Source organism: Pseudomonas sp. B35(2017) (genome assembly GCF_002113645.1).
GTDB lineage: Bacteria > Pseudomonadota > Gammaproteobacteria > Pseudomonadales > Pseudomonadaceae > Aquipseudomonas > Aquipseudomonas ekonensis.
Genome location: NZ_NEIZ01000002.1, coordinates 587403 through 614152, shown reverse-complemented (window position 1 = coordinate 614152; position 26750 = coordinate 587403). Strand labels below are relative to the sequence as shown.

General features: G+C 64.4%; 20 protein-coding genes. 8 read left to right on the top strand and 12 right to left on the bottom strand.

Features of this window, described 5'->3' with window-relative positions; genetic code table 11:
- Positions 1 to 14: 14 nt before the first annotated feature.
- The 4 genes from pheA to mtnA all read right to left on the bottom strand — a co-directional run bounded on the left by pheA (position 15) and on the right by mtnA (position 6425).
- On the bottom strand, positions 15 to 1109 hold the full coding sequence (pheA, locus tag CAG41_RS06390; protein ID WP_085578049.1) for a prephenate dehydratase: 1095 nt from the start codon (positions 1107 to 1109) through the stop codon (positions 15 to 17).
- Positions 1109 to 2194: a 3-phosphoserine/phosphohydroxythreonine transaminase gene (serC, locus tag CAG41_RS06385; protein WP_085578279.1), complete on the bottom strand. Its 1086-nt coding sequence runs from the start codon at positions 2192 to 2194 to the stop codon at positions 1109 to 1111. Before serC ends, pheA begins: the two co-directional genes overlap by 1 nt.
- A 64-nt stretch (positions 2195 to 2258) precedes the next feature.
- Positions 2259 to 4922, bottom strand: a complete 2664-nt coding sequence (gene gyrA / locus CAG41_RS06380) for a DNA gyrase subunit A (RefSeq protein ID WP_085578050.1) — start codon at positions 4920 to 4922, stop codon at positions 2259 to 2261.
- A gap of 426 nt (positions 4923 to 5348) precedes the next feature.
- Positions 5349 to 6425, bottom strand: coding sequence for an S-methyl-5-thioribose-1-phosphate isomerase (mtnA, locus tag CAG41_RS06375; RefSeq protein WP_085578051.1), 1077 nt, complete (start codon positions 6423 to 6425; stop codon positions 5349 to 5351).
- 108 nt (positions 6426 to 6533) lie between these two features.
- On the opposite strand from mtnA, the gene CAG41_RS06370 reads away from it, so the two are divergent.
- The 5 genes from CAG41_RS06370 to CAG41_RS06350 all read left to right on the top strand — a co-directional run bounded on the left by CAG41_RS06370 (position 6534) and on the right by CAG41_RS06350 (position 11465).
- Complete coding sequence (locus CAG41_RS06370; protein ID WP_085578052.1) at positions 6534 to 7868, top strand: TRZ/ATZ family hydrolase; 1335 nt, start codon at positions 6534 to 6536, stop codon at positions 7866 to 7868.
- A gap of 57 nt (positions 7869 to 7925) precedes the next feature.
- Positions 7926 to 8624, top strand: coding sequence for a bifunctional 2-polyprenyl-6-hydroxyphenol methylase/3-demethylubiquinol 3-O-methyltransferase UbiG (gene ubiG / locus CAG41_RS06365; protein ID WP_085578053.1), 699 nt, complete (start codon positions 7926 to 7928; stop codon positions 8622 to 8624).
- Between the two features lie 4 nt (positions 8625 to 8628).
- On the top strand, positions 8629 to 9300 hold the full coding sequence (gene mupP / locus CAG41_RS06360; RefSeq protein WP_085578054.1) for an N-acetylmuramic acid 6-phosphate phosphatase MupP: 672 nt from the start codon (positions 8629 to 8631) through the stop codon (positions 9298 to 9300).
- Positions 9301 to 9438: 138 nt separating this feature from the next.
- Positions 9439 to 10179 carry a YciK family oxidoreductase gene (locus CAG41_RS06355; RefSeq protein ID WP_085578055.1) on the top strand — a complete coding sequence of 247 codons (741 nt, stop codon included), beginning with the start codon at positions 9439 to 9441 and terminating at the stop codon, positions 10177 to 10179.
- Between the two features lie 359 nt (positions 10180 to 10538).
- The gene (locus CAG41_RS06350; RefSeq protein ID WP_085578056.1) at positions 10539 to 11465 is read left to right on the top strand and encodes a GGDEF domain-containing protein; all 927 of its coding nucleotides are present in this window, start codon (positions 10539 to 10541) and stop codon (positions 11463 to 11465) included.
- A 107-nt stretch (positions 11466 to 11572) separates the two neighbouring features.
- Here the strand turns inward: CAG41_RS06350 and CAG41_RS06345 are convergent, their stop codons facing one another.
- Together CAG41_RS06345 and CAG41_RS06340 are read right to left on the bottom strand one after the other, a co-directional pair.
- On the bottom strand, positions 11573 to 12334 hold the full coding sequence (locus tag CAG41_RS06345; RefSeq protein WP_371856086.1) for a TenA family transcriptional regulator: 762 nt from the start codon (positions 12332 to 12334) through the stop codon (positions 11573 to 11575).
- Positions 12335 to 12413: 79 nt separating this feature from the next.
- Entirely contained in the window at positions 12414 to 14873 is a 2460-nt protein-coding gene (locus tag CAG41_RS06340) for an EAL domain-containing protein (RefSeq protein WP_085578058.1), read from the bottom strand.
- Positions 14874 to 15090: 217 nt separating this feature from the next.
- Between CAG41_RS06340 and CAG41_RS06335 the strand changes: the two genes are divergently transcribed.
- Positions 15091 to 19248: a deaminase domain-containing protein gene (locus tag CAG41_RS06335; RefSeq protein ID WP_085706802.1), complete on the top strand. Its 4158-nt coding sequence runs from the start codon at positions 15091 to 15093 to the stop codon at positions 19246 to 19248.
- Between the two features lies 1 nt (position 19249).
- Here CAG41_RS06335 and CAG41_RS06330 read toward each other — a convergent pair whose 3' ends face one another.
- The 5 genes from CAG41_RS06330 to CAG41_RS06310 all read right to left on the bottom strand — a co-directional run bounded on the left by CAG41_RS06330 (position 19250) and on the right by CAG41_RS06310 (position 23576).
- Positions 19250 to 21067: an ABC transporter ATP-binding protein gene (locus tag CAG41_RS06330; RefSeq protein ID WP_085706790.1), complete on the bottom strand. Its 1818-nt coding sequence runs from the start codon at positions 21065 to 21067 to the stop codon at positions 19250 to 19252.
- Complete coding sequence (locus CAG41_RS06325) at positions 21060 to 21662, bottom strand: DsbA family protein (RefSeq protein WP_170930268.1); 603 nt, start codon at positions 21660 to 21662, stop codon at positions 21060 to 21062. Before CAG41_RS06325 ends, CAG41_RS06330 begins: the two co-directional genes overlap by 8 nt.
- Positions 21663 to 21698: 36 nt before the next feature.
- Positions 21699 to 22640 carry a rhodanese-related sulfurtransferase gene (locus tag CAG41_RS06320; protein WP_085629751.1) on the bottom strand — a complete coding sequence of 314 codons (942 nt, stop codon included), beginning with the start codon at positions 22638 to 22640 and terminating at the stop codon, positions 21699 to 21701.
- A gap of 102 nt (positions 22641 to 22742) precedes the next feature.
- Positions 22743 to 23042: a BolA family transcriptional regulator gene (locus CAG41_RS06315; protein WP_085578062.1), complete on the bottom strand. Its 300-nt coding sequence runs from the start codon at positions 23040 to 23042 to the stop codon at positions 22743 to 22745.
- A 12-nt stretch (positions 23043 to 23054) separates the two neighbouring features.
- Complete coding sequence (locus CAG41_RS06310) at positions 23055 to 23576, bottom strand: DUF2059 domain-containing protein (protein ID WP_085578063.1); 522 nt, start codon at positions 23574 to 23576, stop codon at positions 23055 to 23057.
- Between the two features lie 193 nt (positions 23577 to 23769).
- Between CAG41_RS06310 and CAG41_RS06305 the strand changes: the two genes are divergently transcribed.
- On the top strand, positions 23770 to 25164 hold the full coding sequence (locus CAG41_RS06305; RefSeq protein WP_085578064.1) for a class II fumarate hydratase: 1395 nt from the start codon (positions 23770 to 23772) through the stop codon (positions 25162 to 25164).
- A 186-nt stretch (positions 25165 to 25350) separates the two neighbouring features.
- On the opposite strand, the gene CAG41_RS06300 is transcribed toward CAG41_RS06305, so the two are convergent.
- The gene (locus tag CAG41_RS06300) at positions 25351 to 26310 is read right to left on the bottom strand and encodes a DMT family transporter (RefSeq protein ID WP_085693990.1); all 960 of its coding nucleotides are present in this window, start codon (positions 26308 to 26310) and stop codon (positions 25351 to 25353) included.
- 207 nt (positions 26311 to 26517) lie between these two features.
- Here CAG41_RS06300 and CAG41_RS06295 point away from each other — a divergent pair, with 207 nt between their 5' ends.
- Positions 26518 to 26712: a DUF6316 family protein gene (locus tag CAG41_RS06295; RefSeq protein WP_085578066.1), complete on the top strand. Its 195-nt coding sequence runs from the start codon at positions 26518 to 26520 to the stop codon at positions 26710 to 26712.
- Positions 26713 to 26750 lie beyond the last annotated feature (38 nt).

Sequence of the window (26750 nt, the reverse complement as noted above, 5' to 3'; positions counted from 1 at the left end):
TAGGCTGATACCCCTTAGAGAACTGCTTTCGGGTAGGAACCCAGCACCTTGAGTGCCACCGCTTCCTGACTGATCTTCTCCAGCACACCCTTGACCAGCGGGTCGCGGTGATGGCCGACGAAGTCGATGAAGAACACGTAGGTCCACTTGCCGCTGCGCGACGGACGGGTCTCGATGCGGGTCAGGTCGATGCCGTTGTCATGGAACGGCACCAGCAGCTCATGGAGCGCGCCGGGCTTGTTGCTCATGGACACGATGATCGAGGTCTTGTCGTCCCCAGTCGGCGGCACTTCCTGGTTGCCGATCATCAGGAACCGCGTGGAGTTGTCCGGACGGTCTTCGATCTTCTCGGCCAGACGGGTCAGGCCGTACAGCCCGGCCGCCATGTCGCCGGCGATCGCCGCCGAGTTCCACTCGCCCTTGACCCGCTTGGCCGCCTCGGCGTTGCTCGGCACCGCCACGCGCTCGACGTTCGGGTAATGGGCGTCCAGCCACTTGCGGCACTGGGCCAGCGACTGGGCGTGGGAATAGATGCGGGTGATGCTGTCGGTCTTGGTGTTCTCACCCACCAGCAAGTGATGGTGAATGCGCAGCTCGACTTCGCCGCAGATCACCATGTCGTGCTCGAGGAAGCTGTCGAGGGTGTGGTTGACCGCACCCTCGGTGGAGTTCTCCACCGGCACCACGCCGAAGTTCACCGCACCGGCGGCCACTTCGCGGAACACCTCGTCGATGGCCGCCATCGGCTTGCTGATCACGGCATGGCCGAAGTGCTTCATGGCCGCCGCCTGGGTGAAGGTGCCTTCCGGGCCGAGGTAGGCCACTTTCAGCGGCTGCTCCAGCGCCAGGCACGAGGACATGATCTCGCGGAACAGCCGCGCCATCTCTTCGTTGCCCAGCGGCCCCTGGTTGCGCTCCATCACCCGCTTGAGCACCTGGGCCTCTCGCTCGGGCCGGTAGAACACCGGCACCTCGCCTTCGGCCAGCGACGCCATCTTCACCCGGGCGACTTCCTGGGCGCAGCGCGCACGCTCGCTGATCAGGTCCAGGACCTTTTCGTCCAGGGCATCGATGCGCAGGCGCAGCGCCTTGAGTTCTTGTTCGGACATCAGCCGTGTTCCTTCTCGAACTCCGCCATGTACGCCACCAGCGCGTTGACCGCGTTGATGTCGACAGCGTTGTAGATGGAGGCGCGCATGCCGCCCACGGAGCGGTGCCCCTTGAGGTTCAGCAGGCCATGTTCTTCGGCGCCGGCCAGGAACGGCTTGTCCAGACGGTCGTCGGCCAGGCGGAACGGCACGTTCATCCAGGAACGGTCCGATTTCTTGATCGGATTGTTGTAGAGGCCGCTGGCGTCGATGAAGTCATACAGCGTGCGCTGCTTGGCGTCATTGAGCTTGGCGATGGCCTCTACGCCGCCCTGCTCCTTCAGCCACTGGAACACCAGGCCGGACAGGTACCAGGCCAGGGTCGGCGGGGTGTTGTACATCGAGCCGTTGTCGGCCGCGACCTTGTAGTCGAGCATGGTCGGGCACAGTGCGCGGGCCTTGCCCAGCAGGTCTTCGCGGACGATGTTGACGACGATGCCGCTCGGGCCGATGTTCTTCTGGGCTCCGGCGTAGATCATGCCGAAGCGAGAGATGTCCACCGGGCGCGAGAGGATGTCGGACGACATGTCGGCCACCAGCGGGACGTCGCCGGTTTCCGGGATCCACTGGAACTCCAGGCCGCCGATGGTTTCGTTCGGCGCGTAGTGAACGTAGGCCGCGTCTTTCGACAGCGTCCACTCGTCCTGGCCGGGAATGGCGAAGTAGTCATAGGGCTTGGCGCTGGCGGCGACGTTGACGCGGCCGTAGCGGGACGCCTCTTCGATGGCCTTGTGCGACCAGATGCCGGTGTCGATGTAGTCGGCGCTGCCGCCTTCGGGCAGCAGGTTCAGCGGGATCTGCGCGAACTGTTGGCTCGCGCCGCCCTGCAGGAACAGCACTTTATAGTTCGAGGGGATATTCAGCAGGTCACGCAGATCCTGCTCGGCCTGGGTGGCGATGGAGACGAACTCATCGCTGCGATGGCTCATCTCCATGACCGAAAGACCCTTGCCGTGCCAGTCGAGCAGCTCGGACTGGGCACGCAACAGGACAGCTTCAGGCAGCGCAGCGGGACCTGCGCAGAAGTTATAGGCTCGTTTGCTCACATCCACTCTCGCTATGCAATCACGGTAGCGGACAGAGCAAACACTCTGCCCTGCTACGATTGGGTTAGTCTTGCGACTCTTCTTCGTCTGCGGCGTCCGCCTGCAGGTTGTCGCCTGCGTCGTCCGGCTCGGCGCCGATCACGCCGTCGTCCAGCTCGACACCCTCTTCACCTTCAAGCTCGTCACCCTCGATTTCCGACGGTTCCTGCACCCGCTCAAGGCCCACCAGGGTCTCGTCCTTGGCCAGCTTGATCAGGGTCACGCCCTGGGTGTTACGGCCCAGGCTGGAGACTTCGTCGACACGGGTACGCACCAGCGTGCCCTGGTCGGAGATCAGCATGATCTCCTCGCCGTCGAGCACCTGCACCGCCCCGACCAGACGGCCGTTGCGCTCGTTGCTGACCATGGCGATCACGCCCTGGCCGCCACGCTTGTACTCAGGGAACTCGGAGATCGCGGTGCGCTTGCCGTAGCCGCGCTCGGAAGCGGTGAGGATCTGGCTGCCCTCTTCCGGGATCAGCATGGAAATCAGCTTCTGGCCTTCCGGCAGGCGCATGCCGCGCACGCCGCGGGCGGTACGGCCCATGGCACGAACGTCGGATTCCTTGAAGCGGGTGACCTTGCCGCCGTCGGAGAACAGCATCACTTCGCGTTCGCCGTCGGTGATGGCCGCGGAGATCAGCACGTCGCCTTCGTCCAGCTCCAGCGCGATCAGGCCGACGCTGCGCTGACGGCTGAAGGATTCCAGCGGGGTCTTCTTCACGGTGCCGTTGGCGGTGGCCATGAAGATGTAGTGGCCTTCGGTGTATTCCTCGACCGGCAGCATGGTGGTGATGTACTCACCGTCATCCAGCGGCAGCAGGTTGACCAGCGGACGGCCGCGGGCGGCGCGGGACGCCTCCGGGATCTCGTAGGTCTTGAGCCAGTACACCTTGCCCTTGCTGGAGAACAGCAGCAGCGTGGTGTGGCTGTTGGCGACCAGCAGGTGAGCGATGTAGTCCTCGTCCTTGACGCCGGTGGCCGACTTGCCTTTGCCGCCGCGACGCTGGGCCTGGTAAGCGGCCAGCGGCTGGGTCTTGGCGTAGCCGCCGTGGGAAATGGTCACGACGCGATCCTCTTCCGGGATCATGTCGCCCAAGGTCAGGTCCAGGCGCGCATCGAGGATTTCAGTGCGGCGCACGTCGCCGTATTCGGCGCGGATCACTTCCAGCTCTTCGCGGATCACTTCCATCAGGCGCGCGGAGCTGTTGAGGATGCGGATCAGCTCGCCGATCTGGTTGAGGATCTCCTGATACTCGGCCAGCAGCTTCTCGTGCTCCAGGCCGGTCAGGCGGTGCAGGCGCAGTTCGAGGATCGCCTGGGCCTGCTCCGGCGACAGGAAGTACTTGCCTTCGCGCAGGCCGTACTGCGGATCGAGGTTCTCCGGACGGCACGAATCGGCGCCGGCGCGCTCGACCATCGCCATCACGGCGGTGGATTCCCACGGGGTGCTGACCAGCGCTTCCTTGGCCTCGGACGGCGTCGGCGACGCCTTGATCAGGGCGATCACCGGGTCGATGTTCGACAGGGCGACGGCCTGGCCTTCGAGGATATGGCCGCGCTCGCGGGCCTTGCGCAGTTCGAACACGGTGCGGCGGGTGACGACTTCGCGACGGTGGCGCACGAAGGCTTCCAGCAGGTCCTTGAGGTTGAGGATCCGCGGACGGCCGTCGATCAGGGCCACGATGTTGATGCCGAACACGCTCTGCAGCTGGGTCTGGGCGTAGAGGTTGTTGAGCACCACCTCCGGCACTTCGCCGCGGCGCAGCTCGATCACGATGCGCATGCCGTCCTTGTCGGATTCGTCGCGCAGCTCGGTGATGCCTTCGAGTTTCTTCTCTTTGACCAGCTCGGCGATCTTCTCGATCAGACGCGCCTTGTTCAGCTGGTACGGCAGCTCGGTGACAACGATCTGCTGACGGCCGCCGACCTTGTCGATGTCTTCGATGATCGAGCGGGCGCGCATGTAGATGCGGCCGCGGCCGGTGCGGTAGGCCTCGATGATGCCGGCACGGCCGTTGATCACGGCGGCGGTCGGGAAGTCGGGGCCGGGGATGTGCTGCATCAGCTCATCGACGGTCAGCTCGGGGTTGTCGATGAGGGCCAGGCAACCGTCGATGACCTCGCCGAGGTTGTGCGGCGGGATGTTGGTCGCCATGCCCACGGCGATGCCGCTGGAGCCGTTGACCAGCAGGTTGGGGATCTTGGTCGGCATGACCGCCGGGATCAGTTCGGTGCCGTCGTAGTTCGGCACCCAGTCCACGGTTTCCTTGTGCAGGTCGGCCAGCAGCTCATGCGCCAGCTTGGTCATGCGCACTTCGGTGTATCGCATGGCCGCGGCGTTGTCGCCGTCCACCGAACCGAAGTTGCCCTGGCCGTCGACCAGCAGGTAGCGCAGGGAGAAAGGCTGGGCCATGCGCACGATGGTGTCGTACACCGCGGTGTCACCGTGCGGGTGGTACTTACCGATCACGTCACCGACCACACGGGCGGATTTCTTGTACGGCTTGTTGTAGTCGTTGCCTAGTTCGCTCATCGCGAACAGCACGCGACGGTGCACGGGCTTCAAGCCATCGCGCGCATCCGGCAGTGCACGGCCGACGATCACGCTCATCGCGTAGTCGAGATAGGACTGTTTCAGCTCGTCTTCGATATTGACCGGGAGGATTTCTTTGGCCAGTTCGCCCATGAGAAGCCTGATTCCTTTTTTCTGGTGAAACTTCGTCATATCCATATGGGACCAACGAAGCTCGTCGCTGCAGGCCGGATGCCATGCCACGACTTACGACAAATCGGCGCGCTGCGGCGCGGATTTGCGCAGTGAAGACAACTCCGCGGAGCTGTCTCGGAAAACGCCGGATGTTATCACAACAGCCGCCACGCACCTATCCCCCAGATGCGCATGGAGCATAGTTAGATGACCGATGACAGCCTTAAAGGGGACGTGAGGGGCTCAGAGGCTCATCGGGCGCAAAAATCGGGCCCGAATTGCAGATGTTTGTTGACCTTAAGGCCCCGATCGCCAGCCGGTTGGATCCCACAGGTGGGGCGGCCGGCGCCATTGATGCGAAAGCAAGCCTGCGCGCGACGGCAATGCGCAGGCCGCCCACCGGTCTCAATGCAGGCGTTTGCGGCACATCAGCTGGGCCATTTTCGCGGCGTCCGGACGCTCGACCACGCCCTTCTCGGTCACGATCGCATCGATCAGGTCCGCCGGCGTCACGTCGAACACCGGATTGAAGGCCTGGACATCCGCCCCGACGCGCTTGCCGCCGACCTCCAGCAGTTCGGCGCCGTCACGCTCCTCGATCGGGATGTCGTCGCCGCTGGCCAGGTTCATGTCGATGGTCGAGCTCGGCGCCACCACCATGAAGCGCACGCCGTGGTGCATGGCGTTGACCGCCAGCTGATAGGTGCCGATCTTGTTCGCCACGTCGCCGTTGGCGGTGATCCGGTCGGCGCCGACGATCACCCAGGTGACGCCCTTGGTCTTCATGATGTGCGCGGCGGCGGAGTCGGCATTGAGCGTGACAGGAACGCCTTCGTTGGCCAGCTCCCACGCCGTCAGGCGCGAGCCCTGCAGCCAGGGCCGGGTTTCGTCGGCGTACACATGCTCGACCATGCCCTCGATGAACGCGGCGCGGATCACGCCCAGCGCGGTGCCGAAGCCGCCGGTGGCCAGGGCGCCGGTGTTGCAGTGGGTGAGCAGCGCCTGGGCGTTGCCCTGGTGCTTGCGGATCAGGTCGACGCCCAGCTGGGCCATGGTCAGGTTGGCTTCGCGGTCGCTTTCATGGATGGCGACGGCTTCGGCCTCCAGCGCCGCCAGCGGATCGGCGTGCTCCTTGAGGCGCTCCAGGCGTTCGCGCATGCGGCCCAGCGCCCAGAACAGGTTGACGGCCGTCGGGCGGGATTGCGCCAGCAGCGCGAAGTCTTCCTCCAGCGCCGCCTGCCAGTCGCCGCCGGCCGCGAACCGGGCACGGGCGGCCAGCACCACGCCATACGCCGCCGCGATGCCGATGGCCGGCGCACCGCGCACCACCATCGAGCGTATCGCTTCGGCCACGCCGGCGGCGCCGGTGTAGGCGATCCAGGTTTCCTCGAACGGCAAAATACGCTGATCCAGCAGGTAAAGCGCGCCATCACGCCAATCGATGGCCTTCACTTTCTCTGCAGCCAACAGACGATCGCGCATCCCTCACCCCGCACTCATGAACAAAAGCGGCCGATTATAGCGATCCCCCCGCGAAGACGCTCGGGTATACTTCGCCATCCTTCACAAAAGCCCTGGAACCGATCCTCGATGCCGAAACCTGCCATTGCGCTCGACTTACTCTTGCTGCCGACCTGGCTGGTACCCGTCGAACCCGCAGGCGTGGTGCTCAAAGACCACGGCCTGGGCATCCGCGACGGTCGCATCGCGTTCATCGGCCCGCGCGCCGAAGCGCTCAAGTGCGACGCCGCTCAGGTTCGCGAGTTGCCGGACACGCTGCTCAGCCCAGGCCTGATCAACGCCCACGGCCACGCCGCGATGACCCTGTTCCGTGGCCTGGCCGACGACCTGCCGCTGATGACCTGGCTTGAGAACCACATCTGGCCCGCCGAAGCCAAGTGGGTCGACGAGGCGTTCGTGCGCGACGGCACGGACCTGGCCATCGCCGAGCAGATAAAAGGCGGCATCACCTGTTTCTCGGACATGTATTTCTTCCCGAAGGTTGCCTGCGAGCGCGTGCACAACAGCGGAATCCGCGCGCAGATCGCCATCCCGATCCTGGATTTCCCGATTCCGGGCGCCGCCGACGCCGACGAAGCCATCCGTCAGGGCGTCGAGCTGTTCGGCGACCTCAAGCACCACGAGCGCATCAAGGTCACCTTCGGCCCCCACGCACCCTACACCGTGGGCGACGAGAACCTGGAAAAGATCCGGGTGATCGCCGAAGAGCTCGACGCCTCCATCCACATGCACGTCCATGAGACCGCGTTCGAGGTGCAGCAGGCCACCGAACAGCGCGGCGAGCGCCCGCTGGCCCGCCTCGGCCGCCTCGGCCTGCTCGGCCCGCGCTTCCAGGCCGTGCACATGACCCAGATCAGCGATGACGACCTGGCGTTGCTGGTAGAAAGCAACACCAGCGTGATCCACTGTCCGGAATCGAACCTGAAGCTGGCCAGCGGCTTCTGCCCGGTGGAGCGGCTGTGGCAGGCCGGCGTCAACGTGGCGGTCGGCACCGACGGCGCGGCCAGCAACAATGACCTGGACCTGCTGGGCGAGACCCGCACCGCCGCGCTGCTGGCCAAGGCCGTCGCCGGCTCGGCCACCGCGCTGGACGCCCACCGGGCGCTGCGCATGGCCACCCTCAACGGCGCCCGGGCGCTGGGCATCGACGCGCAGACCGGCTCGCTGGAGCTCGGCAAGGCGGCGGACATCGTCGCCTTCGACCTCTCGGGGCTTGCGCAGCAACCGGTCTACGACCCGGTTTCGCAACTGATTTATGCCACCGGACGCGACTGCGTGAAACACCTTTGGGTCGCCGGCAAGCCACTGCTCGACGACCGGCGCCTGACGCGCATGGACGAACAGCAGCTGGGCGAGACCGCCCGGGCCTGGGGCCTGCGCATCAGCGGCCGCACCGAATCGTAAACACCCCGGGGCAGGCTCCGGGGCTACAGACCTTTTCAGTTTTTCGAGGATTCAATGATGAGCAACGTCGACCACGCCGAAATCGCCAAGTTCGAGGCCCTGGCCCATCGCTGGTGGGACCGCGAAAGCGAGTTCAAACCGCTGCACGACATCAACCCGCTGCGGGTCAACTGGATCGACGAACGGGCAAGCCTGGCCGGCAAGAAAGTCCTCGACGTCGGCTGCGGCGGCGGCATCCTCAGCGAGGCCATGGCCCAGCGCGGCGCCACGGTCATGGGCATCGACATGGGCGAAGCGCCGCTGGCGGTGGCGCAGCTGCATCAACTGGAGTCGGGCGTGAACGTCGAATACCGGCAGATCACCGCCGAGGCCCTGGCCGAGGAAATGCCCGAGCAGTTCGACGTGGTCACCTGCCTTGAGATGCTCGAGCACGTGCCGGACCCGTCTTCGGTGATCCGCGCCTGCATGCGCATGGTCAAGCCCGGCGGCCAGGTGTTCTTCTCCACCATCAACCGCAACCCCAAGGCTTACCTGTTCGCCATCATCGGCGCCGAATACATCATGAAGCTGCTGCCGCGCGGCACCCACGACTTCAAGAAGTTCATCCGCCCGTCCGAGCTGGGCGCCTGGAGCCGCGCCGCCGGCCTCACCGTCAAGGACATCATCGGCCTGACCTACAACCCGCTGACCAAGCACTACAAGCTGGCGGCGGACGTCGACGTCAACTACATGATCCAGACCCTGCGCGAGGAGTGAGCCGATGACCATCAGAGCAGTCCTTTTCGACATGGACGGCACCCTGCTCGACACCGCGCCGGACTTCATCGCCATCTGCCAGGCGATGCGCGCGGAGCGCGGCCTGGCGCCGATGAACGACAAGCACATCCGCGACGAGATCTCCGGCGGCGCCCGGGCCATGGTGGCGGTGACGTTCTCCATGGATCCGGAATCGCCGGGCTTCGAGGAACTGCGCCAGGAGTTTCTGGAGCGCTACATGGCCGGCTGCGCCGTGCACAGCAAGCTGTTCGACGGCATGGGCGAGCTGCTGGCGGACATCGAAAAGGCCAACCTGACCTGGGGCGTTGTCACCAACAAGCCGGTGCGCTTCGCCGAACCGATCATGCAGCAGCTGGGGCTGGCCGAGCGCTCGGCGCTGCTGATCTGCCCGGATCACGTGAAGAACAGCAAACCGGATCCGGAGCCGCTGATCCTGGCCTGCAAGATGCTCGACCTGGATCCGGCCAGCGTGCTGTTCGTCGGCGATGACCTGCGCGACATCGAGTCCGGGCGCGACGCCGGCACCAAGACCGCCGCCGTGACCTACGGCTACATTCACCCGGACGACAACCCGCGCCACTGGGGCGCGGACGTGGTGGTGGATCACCCGCTGGAGCTGCGCAAGGTCATCGACAGCGCGCTGTGCAGCTGCTGAATGCAGGAGCCGCTCACCTGACGCCTTCGCGGGCAGGCCCACTCCCCCAGGCCCTGCGAAATACCTGTGGGAGCGGGCTTGCCCGCGATGACCGCGCAGCGGTCGCTTGGAAGCACTTACCGTTTTGTTGAGGTTTTTATGTTTGACTACTCCGCCCGCCCCGAACTGCTCAAGGACCGCGTCATCCTGGTCACCGGCGCCGGCCGCGGCATCGGCGCCGCCGCCGCGAAAGCCTACGCCGCCCACGGCGCGACCGTGCTGCTGCTGGGCAAGACCGAAGCCAACCTGACCCAGGTCTACGACGAGATCGAAGCGGCCGGCCATCCGCAGCCGGCGGTGATCCCGTTCAACCTCGAGACCGCCCTGCCCCACCAGTACGATGAGCTGGCGGCGATGATCGAGACCGAATTCGGCCACCTCGACGGCTTGCTGCACAACGCCTCGATCATCGGCCCGCGCACCCCGATCGAACAGCTCTCGGGCGAAAACTTCATGCGTGTCATGCAGGTCAACGTCAACGCCATGTTCATGCTGACCAGCACCCTGCTGCCGCTGCTCAAGCTGTCGCAGGACGCCTCGGTGGTGTTCACCTCCAGCAGCGTCGGACGCAAGGGCCGCGCCTACTGGGGCGCCTACGGCGTCTCCAAGTTCGCCACCGAGGGCCTGATGCAGACCCTGGCCGACGAAGTCGACACCGTGGCTCCGGTGCGCGCCAACAGCATCAACCCGGGAGCGACCCGCACCAGCATGCGCGCGCAGGCGTACCCGGGGGAAAACCCGCTGAACAACCCGACGCCCGAGGAGATCATGCCGGTCTATCTGTACCTCATGGGCCCGGACAGCGCAGGCATCAACGGGCAGGCGTTCAACGCCCAGTGATGCCATACGTCGCTTTTGTTGCCGCGGCGGTTTCCCGTCGCGGCAGGTTTTTACCGCTCATCCGTGACCGCATCAGTCAATAAACCAGCGCCTCGCTCCTCCCTTCAGTCACAACCCATTGATTCGTAACGATTTAAAAGATTGCGAACTGAATGGCACGACTTTCGCTCTAAATTTCCTCAAAGCACGCCGTGTGAAGGCAGTCGGGCGGGGCTTGATTCGATAGCTGACTAATCGACATCAAGCAGACTAAACTTGCGCCAAATGTCCTACGGGACTGATGGATCAGTATGACGCGCAGCCCATAGCCGCTTCACCCAGCCTGTAAGACAGACTTACTGCTTAGGGGCTCACGCCATATGAAATCACCCTCCCAGACCACTGCAATTGATTTTGACAGCGCAAAATTGCAACGCCTGGGCTTCGGTCAACAGCCTCCGCTTCTGGAACGGCCGGTCACTGTCGCGCAATTGCGCCAGCAACTGGGCCTGCAGCTGCAAACCAGTCTTGAGCCGCAACGCATCCTCGGCCTGTTTTTTCGCGAAGTTCAGCGCCTGGTGCCCCTCGACGCCCTGAGCTATCAGCACCAGAGCAGCGACCTGCGCCTGGAATTCGGCACCCGCGGCCGTCACTCGGTCAGCTACAGCCTCAGCCATGAAGGCGAGCACATGGGCGAACTGGTGTTCCGCCGCAACGAGCGCTTCAGCGAACAGGACCAGGGCCATCTCGAATCGCTGCTGTCGGCGCTGCTGTATCCGATGCGCAACGCCCTGCTCTATCGGGCGGCGACCCAAAGCGCGCTGCGCGATCCACTGACCGGCACCGGCAACCGCATCGCCATGGAGCAGACCCTGCAGAGGGAAATCGAGATGGCGCGCCGGCACCAACAGCCGCTGTCGCTGCTGATGCTGGACATCGATCACTTCAAGCGGGTCAACGACATCCACGGGCACACCGCCGGCGACGATGTGCTGAAGGCCGTGGCGGCCTCGATCAAGAGCCAACTGCGCAACGTCGACATGGTGTTCCGCTACGGCGGGGAAGAGTTTCTGGTTCTGCTGTCGAACACCGGCCGCGAGGCGGCGGCGATGGTCGGAGAACGCCTGCGCCAGGCTACCCAGGCCCAGGACTATTACGCCAGCAACCAGTTGATCGAACTGACCGTGAGCCTGGGTTGCTCGACCCTGTTGCCGGGCGAATCGGTCGACAGCCTGCTGCGCCGGGCCGACAGCGCGCTGTACGTGGCCAAGCGCGAGGGACGCAACCGCCTCACCATGGCGGGCTGACGGCCCGTCTTCGTTCCGTCAGGCGGCGCGCCCGCTGGCGCCATCGCCAGCAGGCCGGCTCCCGCAGGTTCCGTGACGCAACCGAACTTCCTGCGGGAGCAACCTGATCAGCTTTCGACCAGTTCCCGCCGCTCGCGCCCGGCCATCACCCGCTCCGCCGGCTCCAGCTGCATGCACCGCTCAAGGAACAGGTACATGTAGTCGTAGCTCTTGCAGATGGCCTGACGCAGCTCGACCTGCAGCGCCTTGCTCGGGTTCAGGCCCGCCAGCGTGCAGATGATCTCCAGCGCTTCCCAGGGGTGCGCATCGTCGTACTGGGCGTGCATCTTCAGCCATTTCATGGCCCGCTTGCGGTCTTCCTCAGGGAAGGCGGCGGCATAGACGCCGGTGGAGCAGACCAGCGCCGACCACTCCCCGGTCGCGCCTTCGATGGCGTAGTTGGTGGCGGCGATGGCCACGATGAGCGAGTCCGCCGAGCTGGTGTGCCAGCACCAGTGGCTCAAGGCATGCAGCTCCGGCGGCACTTGCTGGGCCTGCAGGTCTTCCAGGCTCACCCCATGGGCCCGGCTCCAGTTCAGCCAATAGTCGGCGTGGTTGAGCTCGACGCGAATGTTGCGCATCAGCCAGCGCCGCGCCATGTCTTCGCCAGGATGGCGGGCGAACTTGGTCTTGGTGAGGTTCTGCGCCATGTACAACGCAAATTGCTCGACCACCGGCCAGCCCCCGATCAGGTACTGACGCATGGTCTTGGCACTCAGTTTGTTGTCCCGCATGCGCAGATACAGTTCATGTTCGACAACCCGGCGTTTGCTCTCGCTGCAATCCTGGATCAACTGTTGCGCCCAGGCTGGGTAACTAGCGGCTTCCATGAGTGGACCGGTTCGGTTGAATGTGTCGATCACTGTTCGGCTCCTTTTGATTTGTGATTGTAAGGATCGGCGAGAGTCTTCAACGGAACGTGCCAGGCGCTTTGAACAACAGCGGCTGCGGCCTGGCGGGCCGACTTTGCAAACTGTCACAGGTGAACAACTGCGGGCGGTCGATGACATAACCCTGAGCGTAATCCACGCCGATTTCAAGCAATGCCTGCTCGATCTGCGGCGTTTCGGCAAACTCGGCAATCGTCCGCTTGCCCATGACATGCCCGATGTGATTGATCACTTCGACCATTGCGCGGTTAATCGGGTCGTCCAGCATGTCCTTTACGAAACTCCCGTCGATCTTCAGGAAGTCTACAGGCAAATGTTTGAGATACGCGAACGAAGACATTCCGGCGCAAAAGTCATCGAGCGAAAAGAAACAACCTAAACCTTTGAGCTCATTGATAAATCGAATGGCGCTGCCGAGATTGGCGATTGCACTGGTTTCGGTGATTTCAAAACAAATCATTTCAGGCGGAACATTGTAATTAACAAACTGTTCACGCAAGAAGTGCAAGAACGCGTCATCTCCGATAGTTATGCCTGAAAGATTAATCGCACACATCGCCAACGGCCCAGGACACTCCTCTTCAATGCATTGGCCAATGACCTTGAATACGTTCTGCACCACCCAACGGTCCAGCGACGTCATCAGGCCGTAGCGCTCGGCCGCCGGAATGAAACTGTCCGGGAGGATCATGCGCCCGGCCTCGTCATGCAGGCGCAACAGGATCTCGATGTGCCCGCGCGCGCCGTCGGCGGGGCCCAGCGGCGCGATCTCCTGGGCGTACAGGCAAAAGCGGTTTTCCTCCAGCGCCATATGCAGGCGCTGCACCCAGGCCATTTCGCCGAAGCGCAGCGACAGCTCCGAATCGTCGGCGTGATAGACCTGCACCCGGTTGCGGCCCTTCTCCTTGGCCATGTAGCAGGCCATGTCAGCAGCGCGCAGGGACGCTTCAAGGGTGGTAGGGGTCTGGGCGATGTGCACCAAGCCGACGCTCACGGTGGTCAGGAAGGGCCTGCCCTTCCAGACGAAATGCAGGTTCTGCACGGTCTGGCGCAGGCCCTCGGCGATCTTTTCCGCGGCCTCCGGCGCGCAGTTCTCCAGCAAGACGCCGAACTCGTCACCGCCCAGCCGCGCCAACGTATCGCCCTCGCGCAGACCGGACTGCAGCAGCGCGCAGATGTGCCGCAGCAACTCGTCCCCCGCCGCGTGGCCGCAGGTGTCGTTGACCAGCTTGAACTGGTCCAGGTCGAGAAACATCAACGCATGCCGCCCGGCCTGGCGGGACAGGTTATGCAGGGCCTGCTCCAGGCGGTATTCGAACTCCCGGCGGTTGGCCAGCCCGGTCAGCGCATCGTGGGTGGCCTGCCACGACAGATTGGCGATGTATTGACGCTCCTGGGTCATGTCGTGCAGCACCAGCACCGAGCCGCTGACTTTGCCGGCGTTGCGGATCGGCGCCCCCACCAGGGTCACCGACACCGTGCTGCCGTCCAGGCGCTGGATGAGCCTTGAATGCTCGCTGCCGCCGGTGAGCTGGCCGCTCAGGATGCGTTCGATCAGCGTCGGGCCTTCGGCCTGGGCATTGTCGTCCAGCAGGTTGAACAGCGCCGCCAGCGGCAGGCCGGCGGCCTGCTCCGCCTTCCAGTGGCTCAGGGCTTCGGCGGCGGGGTTCATGTAGTCGATCGCACCGTTGACGTCGGTGGTGATCACGCCGTCGCCGATCGAGTGCAAGGTGATGTGGGCGCGGTCCTTTTCCAGTTGCAGCGCCTCGGCGAACGCGTGCCGCTGCTTGAGCAGCTTGCGGGTGCGCCACAGGGCCAGCACGATCAGGCCCAGCGCCGTGGCCAGGTTGGTGAACAGCAACAAGCGCAGGATCACCCGCGATCCTTCACCCAACGCGTCGCTGAACGCCTTCGCCGCAGGCGTCACGCCATCGTTGATCGCAAAGATGCGCCCCTTCCAGCGTCGAATGTCTTCATCGCCGGCGGCGTTTGCGCTGATTTTCTCGTGCATCTCCCGGGCCACGCCGTCGAGCTCCACCAGATAGGCGTCGCCCAGGGTCCAGCGGTCGATGGCGGTCTCCAGATAGCTGAAGTGCCGGAAATTGAGGTACAGCCAGATCAGGCTGGAGACATCGTCGGGATGGTTGCCGCCCTTGAGGATGCCCTCCCGCGCCGCCTGCAGGTCGGGCGGACGCCGATCCAGGGCCAGGCGCAGCTGATGCCCGCCCTGAGGCACGGCGATCGCGTTCTGGTACTTGAGGTAGATCGCCTCGTCACGGCTGTCGGCGTAGAGGTTGAGGTAATAGATGGCGTCCTTCTGGCCTTTGGACCAGAGGCTTTCGCCAGCCACATAGCCACGTACCGCCGACAGGACGTAAAGGCTCACGCCCCCCAACAAAGCCTGAAACAGCACGACGGCGATGAATGGCCAGACGATGCCCAGCAACCGCGGCGTTCCGAGAGTACGCGTTCGAGTCATGTGGTTCCTTGCATGGTCACTGCCTGATCGTCCGTCTCTATCAGACCATCTCCCCAAGACTAGGAGGCCTTGCGGGTTACGGCAAGCGGCTGATCGGCCACCCTGCGGCAGAATCGTGCGCCCTGCATATGTACCGCCAACCGGGACGCGGACGCCGATTTACTGGGCACTCCGGATTCCCGACATGCCTGTCGGGACCATCGCCAAGGACTGCGACATGACCCAGACAACCGAAACGGCAACCGACACGACCGTCACCGATGAACATCGCGCGCGGCAGGCGCTCGGTCTCGATGACGTCCCGAGCGTGGAACGGCTGATCCGTCAGCCCGGTGCCAAGGACCGAAAACTGTTCCGATGGCTACAGAGCCACCATAGCGCCACCCTCCAAGCGCTGACGCTCGAAGACTTCGCGGCAAAGCGTCGCGACGCGCTGATCGTCACCACGGTGAAGCACTTCATGGCCGGCCGGCCGTCGCTGATCAGGAGGCTGGGCGCCGATGTACTGCGCTCCGTCAGCGAAAAGGAATTGCGCGCAACACCTTGGGCACTCCTGTCAAAAGTGCTGGAATCGCCGCCGGCGCAGGAGCTGACCGGCCGCCTGCTCCAGACGCTGAGGTGGCATGGCGCCGCCCCCGGCGAGCAGACCCCGGACTCATTGCGCCATCAGTTGCTGTGCCGGGCCATCACCGTCTACTCGTCCGGGCCGACGACGGACGATCCGCAAACCCTGGCCGGCTTCCGCTGGGGGGATCCTGCCCTCTGGGGCCATGGCTATCAGACCCTGCGCGAGCGCTTCGAACAGCACTTGCGGCAGACGGGAGCGGCTCGAACCGCCAAGGAAGCGATTTTGCTGGCCCATGTGCTGCAGACCCGGCTGTCAAAGGACTTCGCCGTGCGAGACATCCCCTGCGACCTTCGCTACAAGAGCTCGGTGGTGTGGGTGAACTTCATGCACGGTGTGCTGTTGTCCGAGGAACTGAGCCTGGATGATGCACAGCCGCTGTCGTTCCAGCAGCTCGTCGACCTGCCTCTGGAGCGCAGCGTCGATGCCTCCGCGCAGGAACTGGCGATGATCACACGGTTGCGGCTGACGCCCGCACTGGAGTGGGCGGTGTGCAACGGGGTGATTCGCTCCCGTCCCGCCGGCGATTACGAAAAGGCCGATATCGAACAGGTGTTCAGAGCCCTGGAGGCTCACGAAACCAGCCTGACCAACGCTGTGCTGGCACTGGACTCGCCGCCTCCGGAAAGAATGAAGATGGCCAAGCAGATCAAGGACCGCCTGTTCGGCGCCGACGCGTTCGAGTCCGACGGCCGCACACTTCTGCCGAACAGCCCCTCGAACAAGTACGGACACGGGCGCGTACCGACCCACACGCATCGAGGCAATACGTTTGTCGATGTCTATGCCGACGGACAATTCGAAAACGCCAGGAAGTGGTTTGTCACCAAGACTGACGGCAGGACACACAACGGCCACTGGATCAGGATCGACGGCCAGAGGATCGTCCACCACGAGGCAGAGGAAGCCCGGGGCAATGGAACGCTGCCGGTCATCTTCCTGGGAAGACCCAATCCAAACGGCAAGACACTGCCTGACATCAATGCTTTGTTCGAGGACAGTTTCAGCCTTTACCTTTCGACCGCCAGGGCCGCCTACCGAACCCTGATCACCGGCCTGCTGGCCTCTTTGCCGCTCAGCGACCGCCGTTTGCTGGAAACGGGCGAGATCCGTGTGCTGTGCCTGCGCAAGGTGCTGGGCGCAGGCCGAGGGCTTGAGACGGTTCAGGCAAGAAAGGGATTTCTTCTGGAGGTGCTCATCGACGATGACGCCCATTACTACGAGCTCATTCCGAGCGCCGGGATCGTTCGCCGACACACCGCCCTGAAGTTCGTCCTCTCCAGCGCGGAGGGCACCGAATACCCCTTGCGCGCCCCGATCTCGGGGAAACCGTTTGACCCGGCGGCCCACCATGACCTGTTGCTCGACTGGAACGCACACTTGAACGGCACGCCGCCCAAGAATGCAGCCTATTGCATTGCCTACATTGACGAAGTCGCCCATTTGTCCGCCGCCACGTCAACCGCCCCGGCCAACCGCGACGAAGGCCCCACGAGCTGGCATTCCCCAAGACTCATGGCACTGGCGCAATGCGTCGCTTCCGAGTTTCTGTTTGTCGACGAACACCGCTTGCGCACCCAGGCCCGTGGCTTGACCGTCTTCGACGAGCAAAGGGCCAGGGAGGCAGAGCGCTGGGAAACGCTGCTGGCGATCATCAAGGGACTGGTGCCTTTCTGGGGCAGCACTGAAGACCTTCAGTCCGAGAAGACCACCGACAGGATCATGGGCGGCATTGCGCTCTTCCTGGATCTGGCGTCCTTTCTTTTTCCTGTCGGCAAGTTCATATCGGGCTCGGTGCGCCTCGCCAGGGTCGGCGCCAAAGCCTCACAAATGGCGGTAAAGGCCAGTCTGCCTACATTCTCCACGCTGTCGCGCAAACTTTTTGTCAGCTCACTGAACAACCTGAATCCGCTCGACGGCCTGCCGACGCTGTTAAAGTCCCTGGTCAGCGGCGTACGCCTGGCAGGTCAGACCGGCCTGCACGCGCTCAAGAACCTGAGCACGGGAAAAAAATCCTTTCCCCCGCTCCATGACGGTTCCTACGCAATCGACCCTGCGCGCTGGAAGCCCATGACCGAGCGCGACCGACTGGCAACGGTCAACGGAACGGATGACGTGTGGGTGCGCAACACCCACCCATCGAATCCGGCGCGGCACCATCGGGTCGATCCGTCGACAGCGTTGCCCTACGGCCCCCGCCTGTCCCTTTACCCCAAGGATTTCGTGCAGGGACAGTCATCCTTCCCGATGCTGCCGCCGACCGACACCCATGCGCTGGCCTTGATTCCCGAAAAGGCGCATGTCCGGGAACTGCTCGAAGTCGACGGCCGCACCACGCTGCTGATCGATGACATTCCCTATCGGCTGGACGGCGATCAACTGCGCCGCGCCGACCTGATCGACGATCGGGTGATGCACAAACCCTTGCCTTGCCGGGCAAAGCGTTCGCCGGGAGATGAAGTCTGCCGCACGATCTATGTCACCCGGGAACCGGCCCCGACGCCCCCCATCGGCAGCCAGGACGAAAGCAAGGGCTGGGCGCCGTGGTTCGGCGATTTCCTCTACCAACCCGCCGTCGCAAGACAGCCGACAGCGTTGAAGGCCCTCAAAGGCATCAGAGGGCTCAAGGCCTACGTCAATTTCCAGAAAGGGATCTACGCACGGATCAAGGCAAGGATTCCCTATGGGCGACGCAATCTGTTCGACGAGTTCAAGGTCGGCGCCATCCTTGTCCCGTCGAAGGACGAATCAACGCGCTACCTGTTCACTCGGCTCTATGCAGGCGATTTCTATGTCGCCGAACTGGCGCCGGGCCAGAACATCTTTCCGCCGCTGTCCTTGCGCAAGGCAGATACCTTGCCCGCAGACCTGGCCGAAGAACTGAAGACGGTCTACACAGGCTCGCTCAACGCCAACAACATGGTCAGGATCCACGGAAAGGCGCTGGTGGAGCGCGCGCTGAAAACCATGGAGGAGATCGCCATTCCGATCGGCGGACATGCCAATCCTCCGCAAACGCTGAAGCGGCTCAAGGTCGACACCAGCCCGGGGGAAGCCCTGCTTTTTGACCACGCCACACGCATGATGGTCAGCCGCCTCCCGGCCGGAACCGCCTCATGGTCGCGCAGCAAGACCGCCGACGAATCCTTCCGCCGCCGGGCCGCCGAGATATTCGATACCTTGTTCGGGGAAAAGACCATTGCCGTCAAACCGAACAGCGACCTGAAAATCAACAAGGCGATGGACAAGTTTCAGAACCTGTTGCCTGAGCAACAGAGAACGACGAATGCGCGCAACATCGCGTATGCCGACGTCGAGACGGCAACCGGAGCTCGCGAAGTCTACGTAAGCGTTTCCGGCGGACAAGGATTGACGGGGGAACTGCCGCTGTTCAAGTCGGCGTCGGCCCAAGAGAAGGTTGTCGTCGACGGCACCACCTACATCAACGCTGACTTCGGTCAGGACGTTGCCAGAACGTCGTTGGGCGTCTCCGGCGAAGGAAAGGTGTACGCGATTCCCCTTACGATCCTCGACGTGGAAACCTACACGCCGGCAAGGACCGGCCGACCGACCTCGCTGGACAGCGAGGCCAAGCTGATCGCCCTCCTCAGGGAACGGTATCCGGACAAAAACAGGCTCCGATCGGTGGACGTGGCCACGACCATGCCGCCCTGCACCAGTTGTTCGGTCGTCATCAAGGAGTTCGGGTACGACGGTTCGGCAGAGGCGCTGAACATCCTGTGGGGCTGACCTACAGCCGCTGCAGGTGCCCGTAGAGCTTGGCGTACAGCCCGCCGTCGGCGATCAGTTGCTGGTGGTCGCCGTCTTCGGCCACCTGCCCGCCGTCGAACACCAGCACCCGGTCGGCCTGTTTCACCGCCGACAGGCGATGGGCGATGATCAGGGTGGTACGGCCGTCGAGGAACCGCGCCAGGGCCTGGTGCAGGTTGTACTCGGTGGCGGCGTCGAGGGCCGAGGTGGCTTCGTCGAGGATCACCACTTTCGGCTCGGCCAGGATCATCCGCGCGATCGCCAGGCGCTGGCGCTGCCCGCCGGACAGGCGTACGCCGGAGCGGCCGACGATGCTGTCCAGGCCATCGGGCAGCGCACGGATGGCGGGTTCGAGCTGAGCGATCTGCAACGCCTGCCAGCAGGCCTCGTCGCTGCGGGTGCGGCCCATGGTCAGGTTGGCCCGCACCGTGTCGTTGAACAGCGCCGGATGCTGCAGCACCACCGCCACGTTTTCCCGTACCGTCTCCAGGCCGATGTCCTGCTGGGTGCAGCCGCCGAAGCGGATGGTGCCGGCCAGCGGCGTGTACAGCCCCAGCAGCAGTTGCACCAGGGTGCTCTTGCCGCCGCCGCTGGCGCCGACGATGGCCACCTTCTCGCCGGGGGCGATGGACAGGTCCATCCGGTCCAGCACCAGCTCGTCGCCGTAGCCGAAGCTCAGGCCCTGCACCTGGATGCCGACCGTCTCGCGGCCCTTGAACGGATCGATGCCGCCGGGGTACTGCGGCTCGTCGGCGCGGGCCAGCAGTTCGTTGATCCGCGACAGCGCGCCGCCCGCCGCGTAGTAGGCATATTGCAGGTTCAGCAACTGCTCGACCGGGCCGATCATGAACCACAGGTAGCTGAACACCGCGAGCATCTGGCCGATGGACAGGTCCGAGAACAGCACCGTGAGCATCGCCGCCGCGCGGAAGATGTCGATGCCGAACTGGAACAGCAGGCCGCTGGCCCGATTGGAGGCGTCGGTCTTCCACTGCGAGTTGACCGCGTAGTTGCGCACCTCCTGGGCGCGCAGGCCGAGGCGACCGAGGAAGAAGCCCTGGCGGTTGCCGGCGCGCACTTCCTGGATCGCGTCGAGGGTTTCGCTCAGCGCCTGGGTGAAGCGCGACGTGCTGTCGTTCTCCAGTTTCTTCAGGTGCTTGACCCGTTTGCCCAACTGCACCGTGGCGTAGATCACCAGCGGGTTGAACAGCAGGATCAGCAGCGCGAGCTTCCAGTGCATCCACACCAGAATGCTCGCGGTGCCCACCAGGGTGAGCATCGCCACCAGGAAACGGCTGAGGGTTTCGCCGACGAACTTGTCCAGGGTGTCCAGGTCGGTGACCAGGTGCGTGGTCACCGTGCCGCTGCCCAGGCTTTCGTATTCGCCGAGGGAGATGCGCTTGAGGCGCTCGATCAGCCGGATCCGGATGCGGTAGACGATGTCCTTGGCCAGCCGGGCGAACAACCGCGCCTGCAGCACGCCGAAGCACAGGGCGCTGCAGCGCAGGGTCAAGGTCACCAGCAGCATGAGGCCGATGTAGCCGGCCGCCTGCTGCCACATCGACGGCAGCACGTGGTTCATGACCTTGAGCGCGGCGTCGCCGTGGCCCAGCAGGACTTCGTCCACCAACAGCGGCAACAGCAGCGGGATCGGCACGCTGCACAGCGTCGCCAGCACGGCCACGCCGTTGGCGATCCACAGGGCTTTCTTGTGATGCAGCGCCAGTCGCCGGACTTCAGCCCAGCTCAGCCGGTCGACACGCTTGACGGCTGGCGTGTCATCGGCCGGGTCAGACACAGGCGGCGCGCTCCAGCCATCGGCCGAGCAACGGCGAGAGCTCGCCCAACGGCTGATAGCCGTTGGTCAGCAGCGCCAACTGGCCGTTGCGCTCGGCCAGCAGGGTCGGGAACCCGGCGATGCCCAGGTCCTGCACCCAACTGAAATCGGCGGCGGTGGCCGCGTGCTGCTCGGCGCGGTCGAAGGCTTCGGCGAACTCGATGCGCGGCACGCCGGCCCGCTCCGCCAGCTCCACCAGTACGCTGGCGTGGGTGACGTCGCGGCCTTCGGCGTAGAACGCATGCTGGATCAGGCCCAGCAGTTTCCAGGCGCAGTCCGGCGCCAGGCTGCGTGCGGTGACGATGGCGCGGCAGGCAGGCTCGGTGTCGTAGACGAAACCGTCGGGCAACGCGCCTTCGAACCGGAACGGCTGGCCCGTGGCCTCGGCGACCGCGTGCCAGTGCTCAAGGATGTAGCGCCGGGTGGTCGGCTCCAGTGCCGCACCGCTGCCGGTGCGCAATCCGCCGACCACCAGGTGCAGCTCCACTCCCGCCGCCTGCGCTTGCTCGACCAGGGCCTTGGCCACCGGGGCGAACCCCCAGCACCAGGAACACATCGGATCCATCACATAGAGCAGGCGCGCAGACATGGTTCAGGCCTCGGTGGATGCTTGCTTATAGTTGTAGCCGATCGGGTGCGGCATGTTGCGCGCCTTGGCCAGTTCGATCTGCTTTTGCCGGTCGATGGCGCTGCGGCGGGTCTTCTCGCTGAGGGTGTCCCAGCAGTGCGGGCAACTGATCCCGGCCACGTAGTGTTCGGAGGCGCGATCCTCGACGCTCACCGGGTTGCGGCAGGCGTGGCATTGGTCGTAGTCGCCTTCGCTCAGGTCATGGCGCACGGTGACGCGGTTGTCGAACACGAAGCAGTCGCCCTGCCACTTGGTCTCTTCCTGCGGCACTTCTTCGAGGTACTTCAGGATCCCGCCCTTGAGGTGGTAGACCTCTTCGAAGCCTTCGCCCAGCATGTAGCTGGAGGCCTTCTCGCAGCGGATGCCGCCGGTGCAGAACATCGCGACCTTCTTGTGCACGGCCGGGTCGAAATGCGCCTTGATGTAGTCCGGGAACTCGCGAAAGGTCGTGGTCTTCGGATCGATGGCGCCTTCGAAGGTGCCGATCGACACTTCGTAGTCGTTGCGCGTATCGATCAGCAGCACCTCGGGATCGCTGATCAGCGCGTTCCAGTCCTGCGGTTCGACGTAGGTGCCGACCTTCTTGTTCGGGTCGACGCCCGGGACGCCCAGGGTCACGATCTCTTTCTTGAGCTTGACCTTGGTGCGGTAGAACGGCTGCTCGTCGCAGTACGATTCTTTGTGGTCGATGTCGACCATGCGCGGGTCGTCGCGCAGCCAGGCCAGCAGCCCGTCGATGCCTTCGCGGGTGCCGGACACGGTGCCGTTGATGCCTTCCTCGGCGATCAGCAGGGTGCCTTTGATGCCGTTGTCGAGCATGGCCTTGAGCAGCGGCTCGCGCAGGTCGACGTAATTTTCGAGGGTGACGAACTTATACAGTGCCGCCACGACAATCGGTTGTGTCATGGGTGTCTCTCCAGGTGGCTACCCTCGCAAAGGGTGAACCGGATGCGAAAAAAAACGCGCCGGGTCAGCGGCGCGTTGCGGATTCTAGCAAAAAACCAAGGGTCAATGCTTGCTGCCGCCAGCGCAGGTCGGCGACGCCGGGGCGGCCCCGACCTGCGCCCATTCCTGCGGGGTGTAGGTGTGCAGCGCCAACGCATGGAACTCGCCCATCAGCTCGCCGAGCGTGCCGTAGACCTTCTGGTGGCGCTTGACCCGGTTCAGGCCCTCGAACTGGGCGCTGACCACCACGGCCTTGAAGTGGGTCTGCAGGCCGCGGCTGTGCATGTGGCTTTCGTCCAGCACCTGCAGGTGTTCAGGCTGAAGCAGGGCCAGCGTCGATTCGATGCGTTGTTGCATGGTCATCACGGACTCCGCTTACGGCTTTTTCTTGGCCGGTGCCGCGCCTTTCGGGGCCAGCTCGTTGGTCATGTCGTCCAGCAGCTTGTTGACCACCGGCACGGCGCTTTCCAGCTTGGCCTGGGTCATCTGGGCCGATTGCTGGGTCAGCTGCGGCATTTTCTCCAGGACTTTCTTGCCCAGCGGCGACTGGTAGAACGCCACCAGGTCCTTGAGCTCCGATTCGCTGAAGTTGCTGGTGTAGAGCTTGACCATGTCCGGCTTCAGCTTGTTCCAGCCGATGGCCTGGTCCAGGGCGGCGTTGGCCTTGGCCTGGTAGGTCTCCAGCACGGCTTTCTTGGATTCGGGCGCCTTGGTCTGTTCAAAGCGTTGGGCGAACATCTGCTGAACCTGCATGTACACCGGAGTGCCCAGCTTGTCGGCGTGCGCCAGGGTCAGGAAAGCTTCGGCACTGGCGTTGTGGCTGGCGGTATCGGCAAGCACCTGGCCGCTGGCGCAGACCAGGGCAACCGCGGTGCAGATGGCACGAAGACGAGTCATCGAGTTTCCTTTTCTAGCAGGCGAGGTAAAACCCCAAGGGCGACCATTCTGCGCCTGATTAACATCGGGGCTCAACCCCCGGGCCTTGCCGCGCTTGCCTGGCGGGCGTGAGCGGTCAACAATCGGTTCGATGGAACCACCTTGGCCGAAGCCGGCCTAAACAGCGCAAATCAGACCGACAGGAGTGTGCACGATGAGCCGTATCGAAACCGACAGCCTGGGCCAGATCGAGGTCCCGGACGACGCTTACTGGGGCGCTCAGACGCAACGCTCGCTGATCAACTTCGCCATCGGCCAGGAGCGCATGCCGTTGCCGGTGCTGCACGCCCTGGCGTTGATCAAGAAGGCCGCCGCCCGGGTCAACGACCGCAACGGCGACCTGCCCGCCGACATCGCCCGCCTGATCGAACAGGCCGCCGACGAAGTGCTCGACGGCCAGCACGACGACCAGTTCCCGCTGGTGGTCTGGCAGACCGGCAGCGGCACCCAGAGCAACATGAACGTCAACGAAGTGATCGCCGGGCGCGCCAACGAACTGGCCGGCAACCCGCGCGGCGGCAAGCTGCCGGTGCACCCGAACGATCACGTCAACCGCTCCCAGAGCTCCAACGACTGCTTCCCCACCGCCATGCACATCGCCACGGCCCAGGCGGTGCAGAGCCAGTTGCTGCCGGCCATCGCCGAGCTGTCCGGCGGCCTCGCGGAGCTGTCGGCGCGGCACCTGAAGCTGGTCAAGACCGGCCGCACCCACATGATGGACGCCACGCCGATCACCTTCGGCCAGGAAGTCTCCGGCTTCATCGCCCAACTGGACTACGCCGAGCGGGCGATCCGCGCCGCCCTGCCGGCGGTGTGCGAACTGGCCCAGGGCGGCACGGCCGTCGGCACCGGCCTGAACTCGCCCCACGGCTTCGCCGAAGCCATCGCGGCTGAACTGGCGGCGCTGTCCGGGCTGCCGTTCGTCACCGCGCCGAACAAGTTCGCCGCCCTCGCCGGCCACGAGCCGCTGACCACCTTGTCCGGCGCCCTGAAGACCCTCGCCGTGGCCCTGATGAAGATCGCCAACGACCTGCGCCTGCTCGGCTCAGGTCCCCGCGCAGGCTTCGCCGAAGTGAAGCTGCCGGCCAACGAGCCGGGCAGCTCGATCATGCCCGGCAAGGTCAACCCTACCCAATGCGAAGCGCTGTCGATGCTGGCCTGCCAGGTGCTGGGCAACGACGTGGCGATCGGTTTCGCCGCCAGCCAAGGCCACCTGCAACTGAACGTGTTCAAGCCGGTGATCATCCACAACCTGCTGCAATCGATCCGTCTGCTGGGGGACGGCTGCAGCAACTTCCAGCAGCACTGCATCGCCGGGCTGGAGCCGGATGCGGAGAAAATGGCGGAACACCTGGAACGCGGCCTGATGCTGGTGACGGCGCTGAACCCGCACATCGGCTACGACAAATCGGCGGAAATCGCCAAGAAGGCCTACAGCGAAGGGCTGACCCTGCGGGAGGCGGCATTGCAGCTGGGTTACCTGACCGATGAGCAGTTCGACGCCTGGGTGCGGCCGGAGAACATGCTGGAGGCCGGGGCCAAGGGCTGATCCTTGCGGCGCCTTCGCGGGCGCCATCGCCAGCAGGCTGGCTCCCACAAAAGGCTCGGGTGAATGCAGCCCCTGTGTTCACCGCAGAACCCTGTGGGAGCCAGCCTGCTGGCGATGGGGTCGGCAGAGCGCCGCCTAGATTGTGGGAGCTCGGTTTGCCCGCGATGGCGTCAGCGAGGGCCCCGCTCAGCCCGGCACGACCTTGGCCCGCCGCGCCTTGAGCCCGGCGATCAGCGAAGGCCCCAGGGCCACCAGCGCCGAACCCAGCACCACCAGCACCGCCCCGCCGTACGCCAGCAGGTTGATCTGCTCGGCGTGCACGTAGTCAGGCCAGCACCAGGCCGCCACCGCCACCGCCCCGAACGTCACCAGCGGCGTGATCGCCAACGTCGCGCTGACCCGCGACGCCTCCCAATGCGCCAGCGCCTCGGCGAACGCGCCGTAGGCGATCAGGGTGTTCATGCAGCACGCCAGCAGCAGCCAGCCCTGCAACGGGCTGAGGCCGAGCGCCTCCTGCGGATGCACCCAGGGCGTGAGCAGCAAGGCGCAGAACAGGTAGATCACCATCATCACCTGCAGCGAATTCCACACGGTCAGCAACTGCTTCTGGCCCAACGCGTAGAACGTCCACACGGTCGAGGCCAGCAGCACCAGCAGGACGCCGGCGGTGTAGTCGGACAACGACGTCAGCAGCTCCGCCAGGCGCTGGTTGAAAAACAGCGCGAAGCCGATCAGCAGCACCGCCAGGCCGATGCCCTGGCCGATGCTGAAGCGCTCCTTGAACACGAACAGGCTGGCGATCAAGAGCATGATCGGCCCCATCTGCACCACCAGCTGCGCCGTACCGGGACTGAGCAGGTTCAGGCCCATCAGGTACAGCACATAGTTGCCCACCAGCCCGAGCACCGCCATCAGCACCAGCCACCCGCCCTTGGGCCCGAGCGCCTTGCGGCTGGGCAGGCGCCGGGTGGCCGCCAGATAGACGAACAGGCAACCGCCGGAGACCAGCAGGCGGAACCAGGTCACCGTGACCGGATCCATCGCCACCAGCACCTGCTTGAGCTTGATCGGCAGGATTCCCCACAGGAACGCGGTCAGCAAGGCCAGGAACATGCCGTACACCCAACGGCCCGATGAAATGTGCATGAGTACCCCGAAAACGACTGACGAGTGCGCTCATTCTAGGCGCGGCGACCGGCGCGACACAGGGACAGTTGGGGTCAGGCCGCAAACGGAACGGTGCGGGTCGCAGCGGAATGTTGACGTACGCCCGTTGATCGGCTCGGCAGGCGCGCCAAGTGCTTCAGGCATAAGCTCATTGGATCCTTCCAGCGCCCCTCCAGGAGACCCACCATGTACGGCATGCGCGCCCAGGATCCGGAACCCGCCATGCACTTTCGCAGCGACCGGCTGTGCCGGGTCAACGGCGAACTGTTCTTCAGCACGCGGGAGAACACCCTCGAAGGGCCGTTCGACAGCCTGGAGAAAGCCGAGCAGGAGATCCGCGCCTACATTGCGCGGATGCAACTGCTGGATGCTGGCAGATAGAGCAAGAACCTGTTCCCTGCTCGCGATGGCGGTCAATC

Excerpts from the sequence above, each read along its gene's own strand:
- pheA (WP_085578049.1), bottom strand. The coding sequence starts at position 1,109 with ATGTCCGAACAAGAACTCAAGGCGCTGCGCCTGCGCATCGATGCCCTG.
- gyrA (WP_085578050.1), bottom strand. The coding sequence starts at position 4,922 with ATGGGCGAACTGGCCAAAGAAATCCTCCCGGTCAATATCGAAGACGAG.
- mtnA (WP_085578051.1), bottom strand. The coding sequence starts at position 6,425 with ATGCGCGATCGTCTGTTGGCTGCAGAGAAAGTGAAGGCCATCGATTGG.
- CAG41_RS06370 (WP_085578052.1), top strand. The coding sequence starts at position 6,534 with ATGCCGAAACCTGCCATTGCGCTCGACTTACTCTTGCTGCCGACCTGG.
- ubiG (WP_085578053.1), top strand. The coding sequence starts at position 7,926 with ATGAGCAACGTCGACCACGCCGAAATCGCCAAGTTCGAGGCCCTGGCC.
- mupP (WP_085578054.1), top strand. The coding sequence starts at position 8,629 with ATGACCATCAGAGCAGTCCTTTTCGACATGGACGGCACCCTGCTCGAC.
- CAG41_RS06355 (WP_085578055.1), top strand. The coding sequence starts at position 9,439 with ATGTTTGACTACTCCGCCCGCCCCGAACTGCTCAAGGACCGCGTCATC.
- CAG41_RS06350 (WP_085578056.1), top strand. The coding sequence starts at position 10,539 with ATGAAATCACCCTCCCAGACCACTGCAATTGATTTTGACAGCGCAAAA.
- CAG41_RS06345 (WP_371856086.1), bottom strand. The coding sequence starts at position 12,334 with ATGGAAGCCGCTAGTTACCCAGCCTGGGCGCAACAGTTGATCCAGGAT.
- CAG41_RS06340 (WP_085578058.1), bottom strand. The coding sequence starts at position 14,873 with ATGACTCGAACGCGTACTCTCGGAACGCCGCGGTTGCTGGGCATCGTC.
- CAG41_RS06335 (WP_085706802.1), top strand. The coding sequence starts at position 15,091 with ATGACCCAGACAACCGAAACGGCAACCGACACGACCGTCACCGATGAA.
- CAG41_RS06325 (WP_170930268.1), bottom strand. The coding sequence starts at position 21,662 with ATGTGTTCCTGGTGCTGGGGGTTCGCCCCGGTGGCCAAGGCCCTGGTC.
- CAG41_RS06320 (WP_085629751.1), bottom strand. The coding sequence starts at position 22,640 with ATGACACAACCGATTGTCGTGGCGGCACTGTATAAGTTCGTCACCCTC.
- CAG41_RS06315 (WP_085578062.1), bottom strand. The coding sequence starts at position 23,042 with ATGACCATGCAACAACGCATCGAATCGACGCTGGCCCTGCTTCAGCCT.
- CAG41_RS06310 (WP_085578063.1), bottom strand. The coding sequence starts at position 23,576 with ATGACTCGTCTTCGTGCCATCTGCACCGCGGTTGCCCTGGTCTGCGCC.
- CAG41_RS06305 (WP_085578064.1), top strand. The coding sequence starts at position 23,770 with ATGAGCCGTATCGAAACCGACAGCCTGGGCCAGATCGAGGTCCCGGAC.
- CAG41_RS06300 (WP_085693990.1), bottom strand. The coding sequence starts at position 26,310 with ATGCACATTTCATCGGGCCGTTGGGTGTACGGCATGTTCCTGGCCTTG.
- CAG41_RS06295 (WP_085578066.1), top strand. The coding sequence starts at position 26,518 with ATGTACGGCATGCGCGCCCAGGATCCGGAACCCGCCATGCACTTTCGC.